At 41.9% G+C, this 16,110-nt stretch carries 17 protein-coding genes; all 17 read right to left on the reverse strand.

The annotated features are described in order from the left end of the window. Positions 1 to 38: 38 nt before the first annotated feature. The 17 genes from DWW81_RS07680 to plsX all read right to left on the reverse strand — a co-directional run bounded on the left by DWW81_RS07680 (position 39) and on the right by plsX (position 16,102). Complete coding sequence (locus tag DWW81_RS07680; RefSeq protein ID WP_117897256.1) at positions 39 to 1,103, reverse strand: aminopeptidase P family protein; 1,065 nt, start codon at positions 1,101 to 1,103, stop codon at positions 39 to 41. Continuing rightward, positions 1,096 to 1,554, reverse strand: coding sequence for a type II 3-dehydroquinate dehydratase (gene aroQ / locus DWW81_RS07685; protein ID WP_022286887.1), 459 nt, complete (start codon positions 1,552 to 1,554; stop codon positions 1,096 to 1,098). Before aroQ ends, DWW81_RS07680 begins: the two co-directional genes overlap by 8 nt. A gap of 18 nt (positions 1,555 to 1,572) precedes the next feature. Next, positions 1,573 to 2,427 (reverse strand): TIM barrel protein, encoded by an 855-nt coding sequence (locus tag DWW81_RS07690; protein ID WP_117897257.1) that lies wholly within the window; start codon positions 2,425 to 2,427, stop codon positions 1,573 to 1,575. 24 nt (positions 2,428 to 2,451) lie between these two features. Then, the gene (locus DWW81_RS07695) at positions 2,452 to 2,931 is read right to left on the reverse strand and encodes a YqeG family HAD IIIA-type phosphatase (protein ID WP_038671965.1); all 480 of its coding nucleotides are present in this window, start codon (positions 2,929 to 2,931) and stop codon (positions 2,452 to 2,454) included. Between the two features lie 62 nt (positions 2,932 to 2,993). After that, positions 2,994 to 3,167, reverse strand: coding sequence for a 30S ribosomal protein S21 (rpsU, locus tag DWW81_RS07700; protein ID WP_002847085.1), 174 nt, complete (start codon positions 3,165 to 3,167; stop codon positions 2,994 to 2,996). Between the two features lie 258 nt (positions 3,168 to 3,425). After that, positions 3,426 to 5,834: a leucine--tRNA ligase gene (gene leuS, locus DWW81_RS07705; protein WP_117897258.1), complete on the reverse strand. Its 2,409-nt coding sequence runs from the start codon at positions 5,832 to 5,834 to the stop codon at positions 3,426 to 3,428. 36 nt (positions 5,835 to 5,870) lie between these two features. Then, complete coding sequence (gene rsfS, locus DWW81_RS07710; protein ID WP_117863799.1) at positions 5,871 to 6,248, reverse strand: ribosome silencing factor; 378 nt, start codon at positions 6,246 to 6,248, stop codon at positions 5,871 to 5,873. Between the two features lie 11 nt (positions 6,249 to 6,259). After that, positions 6,260 to 6,838 carry a bis(5'-nucleosyl)-tetraphosphatase (symmetrical) YqeK gene (gene yqeK, locus DWW81_RS07715; RefSeq protein ID WP_046439317.1) on the reverse strand — a complete coding sequence of 193 codons (579 nt, stop codon included), beginning with the start codon at positions 6,836 to 6,838 and terminating at the stop codon, positions 6,260 to 6,262. Beyond that, positions 6,828 to 7,445, reverse strand: a complete 618-nt coding sequence (gene nadD / locus DWW81_RS07720) for a nicotinate (nicotinamide) nucleotide adenylyltransferase (protein ID WP_117897259.1) — start codon at positions 7,443 to 7,445, stop codon at positions 6,828 to 6,830. Before nadD ends, yqeK begins: the two co-directional genes overlap by 11 nt. Next, entirely contained in the window at positions 7,445 to 7,741 is a 297-nt protein-coding gene (locus DWW81_RS07725; protein WP_022286880.1) for a YhbY family RNA-binding protein, read from the reverse strand. Before DWW81_RS07725 ends, nadD begins: the two co-directional genes overlap by 1 nt. 18 nt (positions 7,742 to 7,759) lie before the next feature. Further along, positions 7,760 to 8,338 carry an RdgB/HAM1 family non-canonical purine NTP pyrophosphatase gene (gene rdgB, locus DWW81_RS07730; RefSeq protein WP_117897260.1) on the reverse strand — a complete coding sequence of 193 codons (579 nt, stop codon included), beginning with the start codon at positions 8,336 to 8,338 and terminating at the stop codon, positions 7,760 to 7,762. A gap of 10 nt (positions 8,339 to 8,348) precedes the next feature. Further along, positions 8,349 to 8,849, reverse strand: a complete 501-nt coding sequence (locus DWW81_RS07735) for an isochorismatase family protein (protein WP_117863797.1) — start codon at positions 8,847 to 8,849, stop codon at positions 8,349 to 8,351. 50 nt (positions 8,850 to 8,899) lie between these two features. Continuing rightward, a complete protein-coding gene (gene ftsY, locus DWW81_RS07740; RefSeq protein ID WP_117897261.1) occupies positions 8,900 to 9,805 on the reverse strand; it encodes a signal recognition particle-docking protein FtsY in 906 nt (301 codons plus the stop codon). A gap of 10 nt (positions 9,806 to 9,815) precedes the next feature. Next, positions 9,816 to 13,382: a chromosome segregation protein SMC gene (smc, locus tag DWW81_RS07745; RefSeq protein WP_117897262.1), complete on the reverse strand. Its 3,567-nt coding sequence runs from the start codon at positions 13,380 to 13,382 to the stop codon at positions 9,816 to 9,818. Further along, positions 13,382 to 14,407, reverse strand: coding sequence for a radical SAM protein (locus DWW81_RS07750; protein ID WP_117897263.1), 1,026 nt, complete (start codon positions 14,405 to 14,407; stop codon positions 13,382 to 13,384). Before DWW81_RS07750 ends, smc begins: the two co-directional genes overlap by 1 nt. Then, positions 14,394 to 15,092 (reverse strand): ribonuclease III, encoded by a 699-nt coding sequence (gene rnc / locus DWW81_RS07755; RefSeq protein ID WP_022286874.1) that lies wholly within the window; start codon positions 15,090 to 15,092, stop codon positions 14,394 to 14,396. The genes DWW81_RS07750 and rnc overlap by 14 nt, the downstream gene beginning before the upstream one ends. Continuing rightward, the gene (gene plsX, locus DWW81_RS07760; protein ID WP_022286873.1) at positions 15,092 to 16,102 is read right to left on the reverse strand and encodes a phosphate acyltransferase PlsX; all 1,011 of its coding nucleotides are present in this window, start codon (positions 16,100 to 16,102) and stop codon (positions 15,092 to 15,094) included. The genes rnc and plsX overlap by 1 nt, the downstream gene beginning before the upstream one ends. Positions 16,103 to 16,110: the final 8 nt, after the last annotated feature.

Below are 16,110 nucleotides of genomic sequence, written 5' to 3' on the forward strand. Positions count from 1 at the left end.
AGCTTTTGAAAACTTTTTTACTAAAAAATCAAAAAAAATTACAAGCAAATAAGCTCTTTAGGGGCTTTTGTCATATTGATACAGCCGTTTTCTGTAACAACAACAAAATCTTCTATTCTCACACCAAACTTGCCCTCAAGATAAATACCTGGCTCTACTGTTACGATCGAATTTTCAGGCAGTATATCTTCCCTGCTAGGCGAAGCATAAGGGCTTTCATGTATCTCAACTCCCACACCATGTCCGAGAGAATGGCCGAAATTATCTCCATAGCCTGCTTCAGTTATGATATCCCTTGCTATTTTGTCAAGTGCTTTTCCTGACATACCTGCCTTTACTGCGTCAAGAGCTGTAAGCTGTGCAGTAAGAACAGTTTCGTATACAGACTTCATCTTGTCACTAGGTTTGCCTACACATACAGTTCTAGTCATATCGCTGTGCCAGCCATCATAAGTTGCTCCGAAATCCATAAGCACGAACTCACCGCTCTCAACTTTTTTGTCAGATGGTACACCATGTGGAAGCGAAGTATTAGAGCCTGAAAGTGCAATAGTGTCAAAAGACAGAGCTTCAGCACCATTTTTAAGCATATAATAGTCAAGCTCCAACTGAATTTCTTTTTCAGTTCTGCCGACCCTGATAAAGTCAAGCATATGTGCAAAACCCTTTTCAGCGATACGCTGTGCTTTGATTATCTTGTCTATCTGCTCTTGGGATTTAACTGTTCTTATCTCCCTTATTATTTCCGCAAGCTTTGTGTCTGTGATGACCTCAGCATTAAGTTTTTGCTGATATGCGATAAGCTCGGAAAGTGTGCAGGTATCGGCATTAACAGAAACTGTTTTTGCACCATGCTTTTCAATAAGGCTGTTTATCTGCTCATAGAGCTTGTCCTGCAAAATGACCTCGCAAGCTGTGACAGTTTTCTTTGCCTTTTCAATATATCTGAAATCTATGATAAAATACGCTTTTTCTGGAAAAACCACTAGTGTTCCTGCACTTGATTTCATTGCAGTGAAATATCTTCTGTTCACATCGTCAGTGATAACAGCACAATCTGCCGCTTCTGTTACTCGTGAACAAAGTTTTTCAAGATCAGTCATTGTCTGCACCGCTTTCATTTTTCCATTTGTAATACAAAGCGTCAACAGCCATGTAGTATGAATACTTTCCGAACCCGCTTATCTGACCCACGCATACAGGTGCGATAACAGAAGTGTGTCTGAATTCGTCACGGGAGTGTATATTGCTCAGATGTACCTCAACGACAGGAATCTTTATTGCGGCGATGGCGTCTCTGATAGCATAGCTATAGTGTGTATAAGCGCCTGCGTTAAGTATAACGCCGTCATAATTTTTTCTAGCAAGGTGAAGCTTGTCGATTATTTCACCCTCATGGTTTGACTGATAAACGTCGCAGTGAAACTCATATTTCATTGCATGCTCTATTATCTCGTTGTTTATGCTCTCGAATGTATCTGTACCGTAAACTCCGGGCTCACGCTCACCCAGAAGATTAAGGTTAGGACCATGTATAACAAGTATTTTTTTCATATCAATACTCTCCTATCTTTATTTCAGCGACAAATAATAATTCTTCATTGTCAGTGCGTCTTTGTCCTGAGTGCCTGCACTTTCACAGACGAATATAGGCGAAAGACCTTTCTTTGCGACTATCTCCATAAGCGGCTCATAGTCAGGTCCAAAGCCTTGATTATCGTCAAAAGTCAGGTGCTTTTTCTCGCCGCCTGGATTTGTAAACATTATCTTAGAAAAATGGCTGTGAAATATTTTCAGCCTGTCGTGACCGATAGCATTTTCCACTTCATCAAGCATTTTCTCATACTCTGCCTTACCTTTTATATAGCCGAACTCTCTTGCGTTGAGATGTCCGAAATCTATTGTCGGCAGGAACGTATCATCAAGCTTGCAAAGCTCCAGCACTTCTGTTAAGTTACCAAGCTGATTTACCTTACCCATAGTTTCAGGGCAAAAAACGATATGCTCAAAGCCCTGCTCAACGGCTGCTTTTCTAGCCCTTGTGAGAGTATCTTTAGCAAGTTCCAAAGCGTCCTCTCTGCTTATTTTCGCACAGCTTCCTGAATGGATAACTATTCTATCAGCACCCATTCTGCTTGCAGCGTCACAGGATTGCAGAATATAATTTATGCTGTTGTCACGCTTTTCAGCTTCAAGGCTTGAAAGCGAAATAAAATACGGCGCATGAAGCGAAAGCGTGATATTATGCTCTTTAGCCTTATCTTTCAAGGCAAAAGCTATTTTATCGGAGACCTTAACTCCCCTTCCGCACTGATATTCATAGTGGTCAAGCCCCATTGCTTCGAGATATCCCGGAGCTTGAAGTGTTGTTTTATATTTAATGGAAAAAGCCTCGCTGTTTCCCGCAGGTCCGAATTTTGCCGACATTAGTATCATTCCTTTCGTTTTATGCTATTTAAGCTTTGGTAAAAACGGCTTTTCACAGGCTCTTTTAAATCGAAATGGCAAGCTCGTTTCAGGCTCTATTGGGAACACGAATATGGAGCGTATACCTTTCAGATTTGAGCCAAGCACGTCTGTGAATATCTGGTCGCCAACAGCCGCAACATTTTTCTTATTAAGCCCCAGCTTAGCTATAGCTTTGGTATATCCAAAGGTCAGCGGTTTTTTGCCTTCAGGTACAAAGTCAAGCTCCAACTGCTCTGCAAAAGGCTTTACCCTTGGAGCATGATTGTTTGAAACGATCATAAGCTTTATCCCTGCCGCTTTCATCTTAGCAAGCCAATCAAGACTCGACTGCGGGGGAACTGGATTGTTATGTGTTGTCAGCGTATTATCAAGATCGAGGAGCAGCCCCTTGATATGCTTTTTAGCAAGAAAATCGGGGGTTATCTCTCCTACCTTGTCAAAAACATAAGTTGGTTTAAACATAAAAAAACTCCTGTAGTATAAAATAAAAAGCGGACATAAAAATGCCCGCCTTTAATTACATATTAGTATTTACGCTTACGAGCAGCTTCGGACTTCTTCTTACGCTTTACCGAAGGCTTTTCGTAGTGTTCTCTTTTACGAACCTCTGCGATAACGCCGTCTCTTGCACATGATCTCTTGAAACGCTTAAGTGCTGTATCCAAAGTTTCGTTCTTTCCAACACGGATTTCTGCCAAAATTATTCCCTCCCTTTGCCACCTGTGACAGAGGCAATTCTATCGGCATTTCCGAAAATCAATGGTGATAGTGAAGGTGTCTGCAAAAGCAAACTGAAACGCTTTACGTTCCCCCAGTCCTACTCTTTCGGACCGCTCTGTCTTTAATCTGCGGAATTTATAAAACCGATATAATTACAAATTTAATTATACTATATTTCCACCAAAAAGTCAATAGCTTTCTGGCTCTTTTTTTGATTTTTCTGAGGAAATTTTCGCTTACTTTACAACCAGATTTACAAGCTTGTTAGGAACATAGATTTCCTTGACTATATTTTTGCCTTCCGTTGCCTTAACGATAGCTTCGTCAGCCTTAGCAAGTGCGATAACGTCGTCCCTAGCTGCGTCTGTAGGTATTGTGAGCTTGGATTTTACCTTGCCGTTTATCTGACAAACGATCTCGATAGTATCGTCCTTGCAGAGTGCTTCATCATATGTTACCCACTCCTGCTCGTCAAGAACTCCCTCGCAACCGATCATCTGATAAAGTTCTTCTGTAACATGAGGTGCAAAAGGATTGAGTATGATAAGAAGATCTCTGAATTCTTTCTTTGTGATAGAGCCAACGTTATATATCTCATTAAGAAGCGTCATCATTGCGGCAATAGCAGTATTGAACTTCATTGACTCGATATCATCGGATACCTTCTTGATAGTCTTGTGCATGAGCGTTCTCAGCTTGTCGCTGTACTCGTCGCTGTCAACTACCTTATCCTGCAAAGCCCAAATTCTGTCCACAAATCTCTTACAGCCCTTAACACTGCTCTCGCTCCATGGAGCTGCCTTTTCATAGTCACCCATGAACAGAACATAAAGTCTGAGAACATCTGCACCGTATTCGTCAACAACATCGTTAGGGTCAACAACGTTTCCTCTTGACTTACTCATCTTCTCACCGTCAGGTCCAAGGATAAGACCCTGAGCTGTTCTTTTTGCATAAGGCTCTGAAGTTGGTACAAGACCGAGATCGTAGAGGAACTTGTGCCAGAAACGTGAATAGATCATATGACGTGTAACGTGCTCCATACCGCCATTATACCAATCAACAGGCATCCAATATTTCAGTGCTTCCTGTGAAGCAAACTCATCATTGTTGTTAGGATCGCAATAACGCAGGAAGTACCATGAAGAACCAGCCCACTGTGGCATTGTATCTGTTTCTCTCTTTGCGTCACAGCCACACTTAGGGCACTTGCAGTGTACGAAAGAGTCTATCTTAGCAAGTGGGCTTTCGCCGTCTGTACCAGGCTCAAAGTTCTCTACCGGTGGCAATTTAAGTGGAAGCTCATCATATGGCACAGCGACCATTCCGCAGTGAGGGCAATGTACTATCGGGATAGGCTCGCCCCAATATCTCTGACGATTGAAAGCCCAGTCTTTCATCTTATACTGAACGCCCTTTTCACCGCAGCCCAGTTTTTCAAGAACAGTAAGCATCTTTTCAATAGCTTCTTTTTTGTTTGTTATGCCGTTAAGCTCACCTGAGTTGACCATTTCGCCGTCGCCTGTGTAGGCTTCCTTAGAAATGTCGCCACCCTTGATGACTTCGATTATGTCAATGCCGAACTTCTTTGCAAAATCATAGTCCCTTGTATCGTGAGCAGGCACAGCCATGATAGCGCCTGTGCCGTATCCCATCATAACATAGTCTGAGATGTAGATAGGTATCTCTTTGCCTGTGATAGGATTGATAGCTGTCAGACCGTCTATCTTAACGCCTGTTTTATCCTTAACGAGCTGAGTTCTCTCAAATTCGCTCTTCTTTGCACACTCTGCCTTATAAGCGTCAAGGTCAGCAATGTTTGCAATACTATTTCTGTATTTCTGGATGATAGGATGTTCAGGAGCGATTACCATGAATGTAACGCCGTAAAGTGTGTCAGGACGTGTAGTGTAGATCTTGAGCTGTTCATCCTGCTCTTTGATCTTGAAGTTTACAAATGCACCTGTTGATTTTCCTATCCAATTCTGCTGCTGGAGTTTGATGTTAGGCAGATAGTCAACTTCTTCAAGTCCCTGAAGAAGCTTGTCAGCGTATTCTGTGATCCTCAGATACCATACTTCTTTAGTTTTCTGAACTATCTCGCTGTGGCAAACATCGCAGTGACCGCCCTGTGAGTCCTCATTTGAAAGAACGACCTTACAGCTTGGGCAATAATTTACGAGGGTCTTATCTCTGAATACAAGACCATTCTCAAACATCTTAAGGAATATCCACTGTGTCCACTTATAGTAGTTTTCATCGGTCGTATCAATAACTCTTGACCAATCGAATGAAAAACCTACTCTTTTGAGCTGCCCCGTGAACTTCTTAATGTTGTCGTCAGTTACCTTTCTTGGGTGAACACCTGTTTTGATAGCTGTGTTCTCTGTAGGCAGACCGTAAGCGTCAAAGCCTATAGGGAAAAGAACATTATAGCCCTGCATACGTCTTTTACGGCTTACAACTTCTAGACCAGAATATGCCTTGATATGTCCAACGTGCATACCGTGACCTGACGGATAAGGAAACTCTACAAGTCCGTAAAATTTCTTCTTCGAAAAGTCATTGCTTGCCTCAAAGGTCTTATGCTCGTCCCAGTATTTCTGCCATTTGCTTTCTATGGCCGAAAAATTGTATTCTTTCATCTTTATCAATCCTTTGTTAAATTATAATTGTCAAAATTAATCCTGTGGCTCGTCTGGTAAGAACTGCTTTACGTCGATATCCTTGCCGTCAGACCATAGTCTTTCAAGATTGTAATGATCTCTTGTTTCCTTATAGAAAACATGAACTATGATATCACCGTAATCAAGTACGACCCAAGTTGCACCCTGATAGCCCTCTGTTCTGTTAGGTTCAATGCCAAGCTGGCTCATTTTGAACTCAACTTCCTCCGCAAGAGCCTTTGTCTGAGTGCTTGAAGTACCATTTGCTATAACAAAATAATCCGCAACTATAGTCAGGTCACCGATCTCTATTACCCTGATGTCCTCTGCTCTTTTTGAATCAAGAGCTTTAACAATAGTTGACAGCTTTTCATTCTGTGAAATATTATCCATAAAAATCTCCTTTATTTTGAATTATCGGCAAAATCATTATATGCTTCAAGTGTGGAAACAGGGATAGTATTACCCTTTTCCACTGAGTCTTTTATTGAGAATTTCAAAGCCTCAAACATTGCTTTCTCCAAGCTTTGTTCGGCATACTTTCTCATTTTCTTTACGTCTTTATAATCCCTGTCCGCAGAAATAAGGTCTGCAAGATATACTATCTGGCTAAGCTTGGGCATATTGCCACAGGCAACTGTATGATAGCGTATAGCTGAGATTATCTCAGGGTCATGGATATCAAAAAGTGTCTGCACAAGCTCTGCCCCTGCAATACCGTGAAACAGCGGAACAGCCTTTTTCTCTATATCGCACACATCAAGTGAAGATTTAGAAACTATAGCCGCAAGCTCCAATGCTGGTATCTCTTTTGCAACATCATGCAAAAGTCCTGCAACATAAGCCTTGTCTGCGTCAGCACCATATCTTTTTGCAAGCTCCACAGCGGAATTTGCCACGTTCATAGAGTGTGTATATCTCTTTTTTGATAAATGTTCTTTTAGGTATGCTTTATAAATGCCTATTGTTTTTTTATCTGCCACTTAGAAAACCTCGGTTATACAAATTTTTGTCCACTATATATTGTACAACATTTTCACTCAAATAGCAAGAGCAATCAACATTTTTTTTGAGCATTTGACGTATCTCAGTTGAAGACACCTCAAATGGTTCGGTTTTTACTATGATTATCTCTCCACCCTCGGCTTTGAGCTGTTTGGCTTTCACCTCTATGTGGTCAATGTCCTCATGCGAGCGTGCAACGCAGATAAGTGCCGAAAGTGATAATATCTCCTTATACTGATACCATTCTTCAAATGAAAGCAACATATCACTGCCCATTATAAAAAACAGCTTATCATGTGGATATATCTCTTTTAGATGTCTGAGTGTTATCACTGAATAGCTTTTGCCCTCTTGCTTAAGTTCCCAATCGGATATTTCCACACATGGGATATCTGCAAAAGCAAGTCTGCACATATTCAACCTATCCTCAGAGGAAGCTAAGTCCTCCGCTTGCTTATGTGGGGGTATTCTGTCAGGCATGACGATCATCTTGTCAAGACCCGCCTGCTCGGCTACGCTTTTAAGGCAATTTAAATGCCCTAAGTGAACAGGATTGAACGTGCCGCCGAAAACACCTATTTTCATTACTTTGACTTTAATTTTATAACAGGCTGCTTCTCATTGCGTTTATAAAGTACCGCCTTTGAGCCTATTACCTGAACGACTTCAGCAGATATCTTTTCAGCGATCTCCTCTGCGGCTTCCCTTGCGGTGTACATTGAGTTGTCAAGCACCTTTATTTTTACAAGCTCGTGAACTCTCAGATAATCGTCTATCTGTGCCACCTGAGCGTCATTAACTCCGCCCTTGCCTATCTGAAAAGCAGGCTGTATAAGCGAAGCCATACCTTTGAGTTCTGCTCTTTGTTTAGTTGTAATCATAATCTAAATCCTTTCAGTTTACTGCTTTGTGAGCTGTTCAAGCAAAGCTTTCAGTGCGTTTGCTCTATGGGAAACGGTATTCTTTGTTTCTGAGTCCACCTGAGCAAAGCTCTTGTTCCCATACATGAAAATAGGGTCATAGCCGAAGCCGTTTTCGCCAACAGGCTCGTGAGCTATCTTACCGAATACTTTTCCCTCAACGGCTATCTCTTCACCGTCTGCTTTGATAAAGTGTATTGTACAGGTAAAGTGTGCTCCCCTTTTATTATCAGGTATTTCTTTCATTTTTTTAAGCACAAGAGCGGTACGCTCATCATCAGTTTCGAGTCCGCCATATCTTGCTGAATATACTCCAGGCTCACCATCCAGGGCGTCTATCTCAAGACCGCTGTCGTCTGCAAGTACAGCACAGCCGCAAAGTTTGAATGCAGCTCTTGCTTTTAGTGCAGAGTTTTCAGCAAAAGTAGTGCCTGTTTCTTCAACATCAAGTATCAGACCTGCCTCTGATTGTGAGAACACCTCATAACCAAGCGGCTCAAGAATCTGTTTATATTCTTTTATCTTGCCTTTATTGTTGCTTGCAATAACAAGTTTCATTTTTTCTCCTTTAGCTGTGTATATAAGTTACCTTATTTTTCTTTAATTTTTCACGGCATTTGTTTGCCTTATCTTTGAAAACTGTACCGATACATTCTTCGTTGAAAACAACTTTCATTCCACATTCAATAGCACCTATTGCAGTGTTGATAACGGAGATACCACCATCAACACCTACAAATTCTATCTCTTTTACATTCCTTGCTCTCATAAAATCTTCAAGAGCAACGTTTGAAAAAGCATCGGGCTTGCTTTTGGAATAAATATTTTTGGATACAACTTTCAGCTTTGCTGGAAAGCTAGCCGCAGGTGTTCCCTCTTTGGGCATTCCTCCACCCAAAAGTCCCTTTTTGTAGCTGACGATATAAAAGACCTCCTCAGCTTTATAAGCAGAGATACGCTTGTTTATGGCGTCGATAAGTGATTCGGCATCATATGAGTATGTGGTTTTATCTCTGCCCCTTCCTACATACATTTCCTGCATATCAACTACAAACAAAACCTTATCCATAAAAAATTCCCCCTGATTTTATACTTTTAAGTGTCTAATCCAATATTCTATTATTCAAACAGTGCTTCAACAAAATCTCTTGCTGAAAACGGCTGTATGTCGTCTATTTTTTCGCCTACTGTAACAAGCTTTACAGGCACTTGCAGATCATCGGTTATGCTGATAATTATTCCACCCTTGGCTGTGCCGTCAAGCTTGGTAAGAATAATACCCGTTATATCAGCTACTTCGTTGAACTGTCTTGCCTGATTAACTGCGTTCTGTCCCGTTGTAGCGTCAAGCGCAAGCAGGACTTCGAGAGCGCAGCCCTCTGCCTGCTGGTGAACTATACGGGATATCTTTTTCAGCTCGTCCATAAGGTTTTTCTTATTGTGAAGACGACCTGCAGTATCGCATATAACAACGTCAGCCTGTCTTGCCTTAGCCGCCACCAGTGCGTCAAATACCACGGAAGCAGGGTCTGAACCTTCGTTGTGCTTGATTATGTCTACCCCTGCACGCTCTGTCCACACTTCGAGCTGGTCAATAGCAGCCGCTCTGAAAGTATCAGCCGCCGCAACGATAACCTTTTTGCCTTGTTTGTGAAGCTGATAAGAAAGCTTGCCGATAGTTGTTGTTTTGCCAACACCGTTTACACCGATAACCAGTATAACTGACGGTGTTGTTGACATATCGAGCTTCTGATCCTCACCGAGCATTTCTGTGATTATCTCTTTAAGCATATCCTTGATTTTTTCAGGCTCTTTAACGCCCTCCTGCTTGACTTTCTGTCTGAGCTTATCACATATCTTTTCAGAAGTTGTAACACCGATATCGCATAGGATAAGCGTTTCTTCAAGCTCCTCAAAAAGATCTTCATCTATTTTGCTGAATGAATGAAGCAGACTTTCTATTCTGCCCATCATTGAGTCTTTAGTCTTTTTAAGACCATTTTTCAGCTTTTCAAAAAATCCCATTTCTTCACTCCTATTCAAGTTTCATTTGACGTGTTTCCGAAACGTCCATTTTAAGAAGCTTGGAAACACCCTTTTCTTGCATCGTTACGCCATACAGAACGTCAGCTTCTTCCATTGTTCCACGTCTGTGAGTTATGGTGATAAACTGTGTTTTATCTGTAAGATGGTGCAGATATTGTGCATATTTACTTACGTTCACATCATCAAGCGCCGCTTCTATCTCATCGAGAAGACAGAAAGGTGATGGCGAAATTTTCAGGATTGCAAAATAAATTGCAATAGCCACCAGAGCCTGCTCTCCGCCTGAAAGGGACATAAGGTTTGTTATGACCTTGCCTGGCGGCTGAACGTTTATCTCAATACCACATTCAAGTACATTGTTTGGGTCTGTGAGAATAAGCTCGCACTGACCACCACCGAAAAGCTCGGTGAAAATTTTCTTGAAGTTTGCATTTATGCGCTCAAAGCTGTCAGTGAACATATTCTTCATATTTTCTGTCAGATCCTCGATAAGTTTTTCAAGTTCTGTTTTTGACGTATTTACGTCATTAAGCTGACCTGTGAGAAATTCGTGTCGCTGTGACACTTCTGCATATTCCTCTATAGCTCCAAGGTTTACGCTTCCAAGATTTCTTATCTTTCCACGAAGTTCGTTGAGTCGCCTATTAGCTACCGTTATATCCACAATATCCTCGGCTATCTCTGCAGCGTCGCTTCTGGTAAGCTCATAATCGTCCCAAAGCTGTGCCACAAGCTTATCAAAGCCTGCAGTAACAGATTTTTTCTGTTCCTCCGCTCTTGTAAGCTGACCTGAAAGTGTTTCCTTCTCGTCCATTTTGTGCTTCTGCTTGGTGCGAAGTTTGTTTGCTGCATTGTCAAGCTCAATATGCTCACGCTGAGCCTGCTCCGCCATTTTCTGTGCGGCGGCTATCTTTTCGTCAGCACCGCTGAGTTCCTGTTTGGTCTGAAAAATAAGCTTTTTCTTCTCGGCTATTTTCTTTTCACACTCGGAGATATTATCGTTCAACCTGCCGCTGTCAGTATCACTGTCGCCGATAGTTTCTTCAAGCTGTGATATTGAAAGTTTGCAGGCATCAAGGTCTTTGGATAACTCTGCCGCCATTATCTTCATTTGCGAAAGATCTTCGCTGAGCTGTTCACGCTTATTTTTAAGTTCTGCCTGCTCGTTCTGAGAGTCGGCAAGCTTGGCTTCATTATCTGATATCTCAGCTTCGATCTCTGAAAGTTCTGTCTGAGCCTTGTCGATATCTCCGCTTACTATCTTGTATTTATTTTTCAGCGTTTCGATAAATGTTTCTATCTCATCAAGCTTGTTTTCATAGTCAGAATAATACTCTGAAACACGCTTTATTTCCATTTCAAAACGGAGGATATCGCTGTTTACCTGTGAAAGCTTTTCCCTTAGTCCCTCGGTATCAGCAGTGTATTTTGAAACCTCTTGATTTAGCTTCTCAACCTGCTGTTTAAGCTCTGTAAAGGAGTTTTCAAGTGTTGTTTTCTTTTTAGCAAGTGCTTCCGCTTCATTTTTTCTTGTAAGCAGACCTGTCTGTTTGGAAACGCTTCCTCCTGTGAATGAGCCGCCCGCGTTTATCACCTGTCCGTCCAGGGTAACGATGCGGAATTTATAGCCGTATTTCTTTGCGATAAGGGTTGCACTATCGATATCCTCTGCTATACATATCCTGCCTAAAAGGCTGTTGATTACGCCCTCAAACCGGCTGTCATACTTAACAAGCTCACAGCCTAGAGCCACAAAGCCGTCCTCATTTTCAAGTTGCGGCATATTTAGCCTGTTTCCTCGAACTGATGTAACAGGCAGAAATGTTGCACGGCCTGCTCTGTTCTCTTTCAGAAGCCTGATACCTCTCTTAGCAGAGTCCTCATTGTTTACGACAATGTTCTGAAGTGCCCCACCCAACGCAGTTTCAATGGCTACAGAGTATTTTGTTTCAACAGATATAATCTGAGAAACAGTACCGCAAATGCCGCTTATCCTACCCTGCTGTGAGGCTTTCATTATGTGCTTTACGCTGAACTGAAAGCCCTCCATGGAGTTTTCAAGGTCGGCTATAGTCTTTATCCTGTTCTCAACGTCACGGAGCTGTATTTCTGTATCTGTGAGATTTTTGCGACATTCTGAAAGCTTTGTGTTTCTAGTTTCAAGAAGCTTTGCAAGTCCGCTCATGCGGTTTGTAAGCTCCTGCTTGTTTTCGTCAGCTTTGCCTTTTGATTCACGCAGTTCCTTTAATTCCTTAGAAGAAAGTTTTGAATGTTCTTCAAGCTGTTTTTTTCTTTCAAGAGAATTTTCGATCTGCTCATCAATATCCGAAAGGTTGTTTTTAGCATTTTCAAGTCTGAATGAAACTTCCGACTTTTTCATGTAAAGCTCATTTATAAAGCTTCCAGCTTCACTTACCGACTTGTCAGATAATGCAGTTTTATCAATAAGCTCAGAAAGCTCTTTTTCCTTACAATCTACAGCTTCCTGCTGCTTTGCTTTTTTCTCGTCGAGTTCTTCAAGCTTCTGTCTGCGTGTTTTCAGCTCAGCCTCAAGATAGTATTTTGATGAGTTGGACTCACTTATCTGCTCTTTAAGCTTCAAAATATTATCTTCAAGGTGAGAAATATCATTCTCATATACTGCGATCTTTGACAGTGCCTGAGAGTTTTCAAGCTCCACCTGATGTATCTGATTTTTGTAGCTGTCAGCAAGCTCGGATTTTTCAGCGCTCTTTGCAAAGCTGTCATTTATATCATCTTCAATGCTTTCAAGCTCCTGCGTGATGACCTCGTACTCTTTTTTTACAGAAGAAAGCTTCTCCTCATAACCTGCTATTTGGCTCATATACTCGTTGAGCTTATGCACCCATACAGAGACTTCCAGCTTTCTCTTTTCTTCATCAAGCACTCTGAACTTCTCTGCCTTTTCAGCCTGCGCTTTAAGCGGACCTATTCGTCCTTCTATCTCTCCCATGATGTCATTGATACGAGAGAGATTATCCTCAGCCGCCGCAAGCTTTTTTTCGGCTTCTTTTTTCTTTGAACGGAATTTTGAAATACCTGCCGCTTCTTCAAATATCTCACGGCGGTCATTGGATTTTCCGTTTACGATATCTGCTATCCTGCCCTGACCGATTATCGAATAACCGTCCCTGCCAAGACCAGTGTCCATAAACAGTTCCACGATATCCTTTAAATTTACTTCTTTACCGTTTATCATGTAAAAGCTGTCGCCATTGCGGTAAAGCTTTCGTGATACTGACACGGTGTCGCTGTCATATTCAAGTGCACCGTCCTCGTTGTCTATGGTGATAGTTACCTGAGCAAAAGGCGCTTTTGGTCTAGTTTGAGTGCCGTGAAAAATAACGCCTGCCATTTTTTCACCTCTCAGGGCTTTGGAAGATTGCTCGCCCATTACCCAGCGCATAGCGTCACCGATATTACTCTTGCCTGAGCCATTAGGACCGACAACTGCTGTGATACCCTTATTGAATTTCAGCTCTATTTTATCCGGAAAAGACTTAAAGCCCTGCAATTCAAGTGATTTAAGATACATTATTTTTCACCACCCCTCATTATGATTTCGTTTATCTTTATTTTATCGCTGCCCTCGTGACCTACAATTTTTATATTGACACCAAGATCTTTGAAATATTCTATATTAGCTTTTTTCTGACCTATTGCCTTGCTTATCTGCCTTTTTGGTACAGATATCACAACGGAAGCTATATCGCTTATATTGCCATGCTTTCCAAGCTCCTCTGCTATAAGCCTGCGGTAATTTCTGCCTTCGCAAAGTTCACGGAATGCAGGGTGATAAAATCCGCCCAACATTTGCTCCTCCACGACCTCGCTTGCGTGCAGACCAAGCTTTATAACATCTATACCAAGTTTATCGGCTTCTGTGAGAAGATAAGAACAGATTTTCACTACCTCGTCAAAGTCCATAGGCTTATATTCGCCACTTTTGTAAAGCTCTCCGAGCCTTGTACCATTAAGGATAACAACGGGATAAATACGTACTGTTTTAGGAGACAGCGCCGCTATCTTCGACCAAGTTTCCAGCTCAGTTTCACGGTTGCTTTTATAAAGTCCTATCATCATTTGCAGACCAAGGTCAAAGCAACCATAGCTTTTTATAAGCTTTGCAGCGTTTTCGACGTCCTGAACAGTATGTCCACGCTCGTTGGCTTCAAGAACAACACCTGACATAGACTGTGCGCCAAGCTCGATAGCCGTAACGTGATTATCTCTGAGAATGTCAAGTATCTCAGTGCTGATATAGTCAGGTCTGGTGGATATCCTGATACCCTTGAATTTGTCGTTGCCTATAAACTCCTGTGCTGCACCAAGAAGTTCGAGCATATATTCTCTCGGCACTGCTGTAAAGCTACCACCGAAAAAGGCTATCTCCGTCTGTGAAACGTCCTTGACTTCGTTCATTGCCTGTGTGCAGATACGCTTAACATCATCAGCGTGCGGTATCTTCTCTGTACCAGTTATGGTGCGCTGATTGCAGAACGCACACATATGCGGACAGCCTATATGCGGCACGAAGACAGATATATTACTGTGCCCCATAGCCCATTAGTTCCAATGCTTCTTTAGCCGCCAACTGTTCAGCGGTCTTTTTCGATCTGCCTGTACCCTCGCCGATAACATTCGTATTCAAAAGTACCTGAACAGTAAATTTCTTATTATGGTCAGGACCTGACTCGCCTTTAAGATGATATTCTATTCTCTCCTCAGGATTTTTCTGGATTATCTCCTGAAGAATAGTCTTGTAATCATGGAAAACAACTCCATCAGGCGTGATATTTTCAGGTATGAATGAAAGTATATATTTTGAAACAGGCTCGATACCACCGTCAAGATAAATTGCAGCGATAACTGCTTCAAAAGCGTCTGAAATAATTGACGGTCTTTCTCTGCCCCCTGTTATCTCCTCGCCTTTTCCAAGGAAAATATACTTTCCAAGTTCTATTTTCTTTGAGAACTCAAACAGTGCTTTTTCGCACACAAGTGAAGCTCTCATTTTTGTCAGCTCGCCCTCAGGCATATGCTTGTAATGCTCGAAAATGTGATCTGACACAACTATAGAAAGCACTGAATCTCCAAGAAATTCAAGCCTTTCATTGCTGTTTCTTGCCTTCTTGTTTTCATTTGCAAATGATGAATGGGAAAGAGCTTCGTAAAGGAGCTTTTCGTCTTTGAATTGATAACCTATTCTTTCCTGAAACTCTTTAAGAGCCTTTTGCTCGTCCATTATAACATCTCCTGTTTGCTTTTCAACTGCTCGATAGCAGTTGTGATCTCGTCTATCACATTAGTTTCAGTAAATTGTTTTGCTTGTCTGATAGCGTTATAGAATGCTCTTGCATTTGATGAACCGTGAGCCTTGATAACAGGCTTTGCAGTACCAAGTAGAGGCGCTCCGCCATACTCAGAGTAGTCTACCTTTTTCTTGAATTCTTTAACGTTCTTCATTACCATAAGAGCAGCGATCTTTGACTTTGTATCCTTAGTCAGAAGCGTTTTAAGCTCCCCTGAGAAGAATTTTGCCATGCCCTCGTAAAGCTTGAGCATAAGGTTTCCGCAGAAGCCGTCAGCCACGCATACGTCACAATCGCCCATAGGAAGCTGTCTTGCTTCGATATTTCCAACAAAGTTTACAGGTGCGTTTTTCAACTGCTTGTAAGTTTCAAGCTCCAGCTCTCTGCCCTTTGACTCCTCTGCACCAATATTTGCAAGACCTACTCTTGGTGACTCAACACCAAGTATCTTGTTCATATAAGCCGAACCCATTATTCCAAACTGAGTAAGCATTTCAGGGCGGCAGTCTGCGTTTGCACCGCTGTCAAGAAGCATCGTAGGCGTCGTTGCCGTAGGAAGTATCGTCGCAAGAGCCGGTCTTTTGATGCCCTTTATTCTCTTTACGATAAACGTTGCTCCAACTACAAGTGCGCCTGTTGAGCCTGCTGAAACGAAAGCGTCGCCCTCGCCATCTGCAAGCATCTTCATACCTACAGCCATTGAGCAATCCTTCTTGCCCTTGATTACTTCTGTAGGCTCTTCACATATCTCGATAACAGTATCAGCGTGCTTGATATGTAAAGCTGTGATATCAAGGCCGTTTTCCTGTGCACATTTTTTTATTTTTTCTTCATCACCAACAAGAGTAACGTCAACTCCGAAATCTTTCTGTGCGTCAATTGAACCTTTTATGACTTCGAGAGGTGCGTTATCTCCGCCGAAAGCGTCAATTACTATGTTCATAACATTCT

Origin of the sequence: Ruminococcus sp. AF17-1AC (genome assembly GCF_003461385.1) — a bacterium.
GTDB classification, from domain to species: domain Bacteria; phylum Bacillota; class Clostridia; order Oscillospirales; family Ruminococcaceae; genus Hominimerdicola; species Hominimerdicola aceti.

Coding starts and splice junctions, on each gene's coding strand:
- DWW81_RS07680 (WP_117897256.1), bottom strand. CDS start 1,103: ATGACTGATCTTGAAAAACTTTGTTCACGAGTAACAGAAGCGGCAGAT.
- aroQ (WP_022286887.1), bottom strand. CDS start 1,554: ATGAAAAAAATACTTGTTATACATGGTCCTAACCTTAATCTTCTGGGT.
- DWW81_RS07690 (WP_117897257.1), bottom strand. CDS start 2,427: ATGTCGGCAAAATTCGGACCTGCGGGAAACAGCGAGGCTTTTTCCATT.
- DWW81_RS07695 (WP_038671965.1), bottom strand. CDS start 2,931: ATGTTTAAACCAACTTATGTTTTTGACAAGGTAGGAGAGATAACCCCC.
- leuS (WP_117897258.1), bottom strand. CDS start 5,834: ATGAAAGAATACAATTTTTCGGCCATAGAAAGCAAATGGCAGAAATAC.
- rsfS (WP_117863799.1), bottom strand. CDS start 6,248: ATGGATAATATTTCACAGAATGAAAAGCTGTCAACTATTGTTAAAGCT.
- nadD (WP_117897259.1), bottom strand. CDS start 7,445: ATGAAAATAGGTGTTTTCGGCGGCACGTTCAATCCTGTTCACTTAGGG.
- DWW81_RS07725 (WP_022286880.1), bottom strand. CDS start 7,741: ATGATTACAACTAAACAAAGAGCAGAACTCAAAGGTATGGCTTCGCTT.
- rdgB (WP_117897260.1), bottom strand. CDS start 8,338: ATGAAACTTGTTATTGCAAGCAACAATAAAGGCAAGATAAAAGAATAT.
- DWW81_RS07735 (WP_117863797.1), bottom strand. CDS start 8,849: ATGGATAAGGTTTTGTTTGTAGTTGATATGCAGGAAATGTATGTAGGA.
- ftsY (WP_117897261.1), bottom strand. CDS start 9,805: ATGGGATTTTTTGAAAAGCTGAAAAATGGTCTTAAAAAGACTAAAGAC.
- smc (WP_117897262.1), bottom strand. CDS start 13,382: ATGTATCTTAAATCACTTGAATTGCAGGGCTTTAAGTCTTTTCCGGAT.
- DWW81_RS07750 (WP_117897263.1), bottom strand. CDS start 14,407: ATGGGGCACAGTAATATATCTGTCTTCGTGCCGCATATAGGCTGTCCG.
- rnc (WP_022286874.1), bottom strand. CDS start 15,092: ATGGACGAGCAAAAGGCTCTTAAAGAGTTTCAGGAAAGAATAGGTTAT.
- plsX (WP_022286873.1), bottom strand. CDS start 16,102: ATGAACATAGTAATTGACGCTTTCGGCGGAGATAACGCACCTCTCGAA.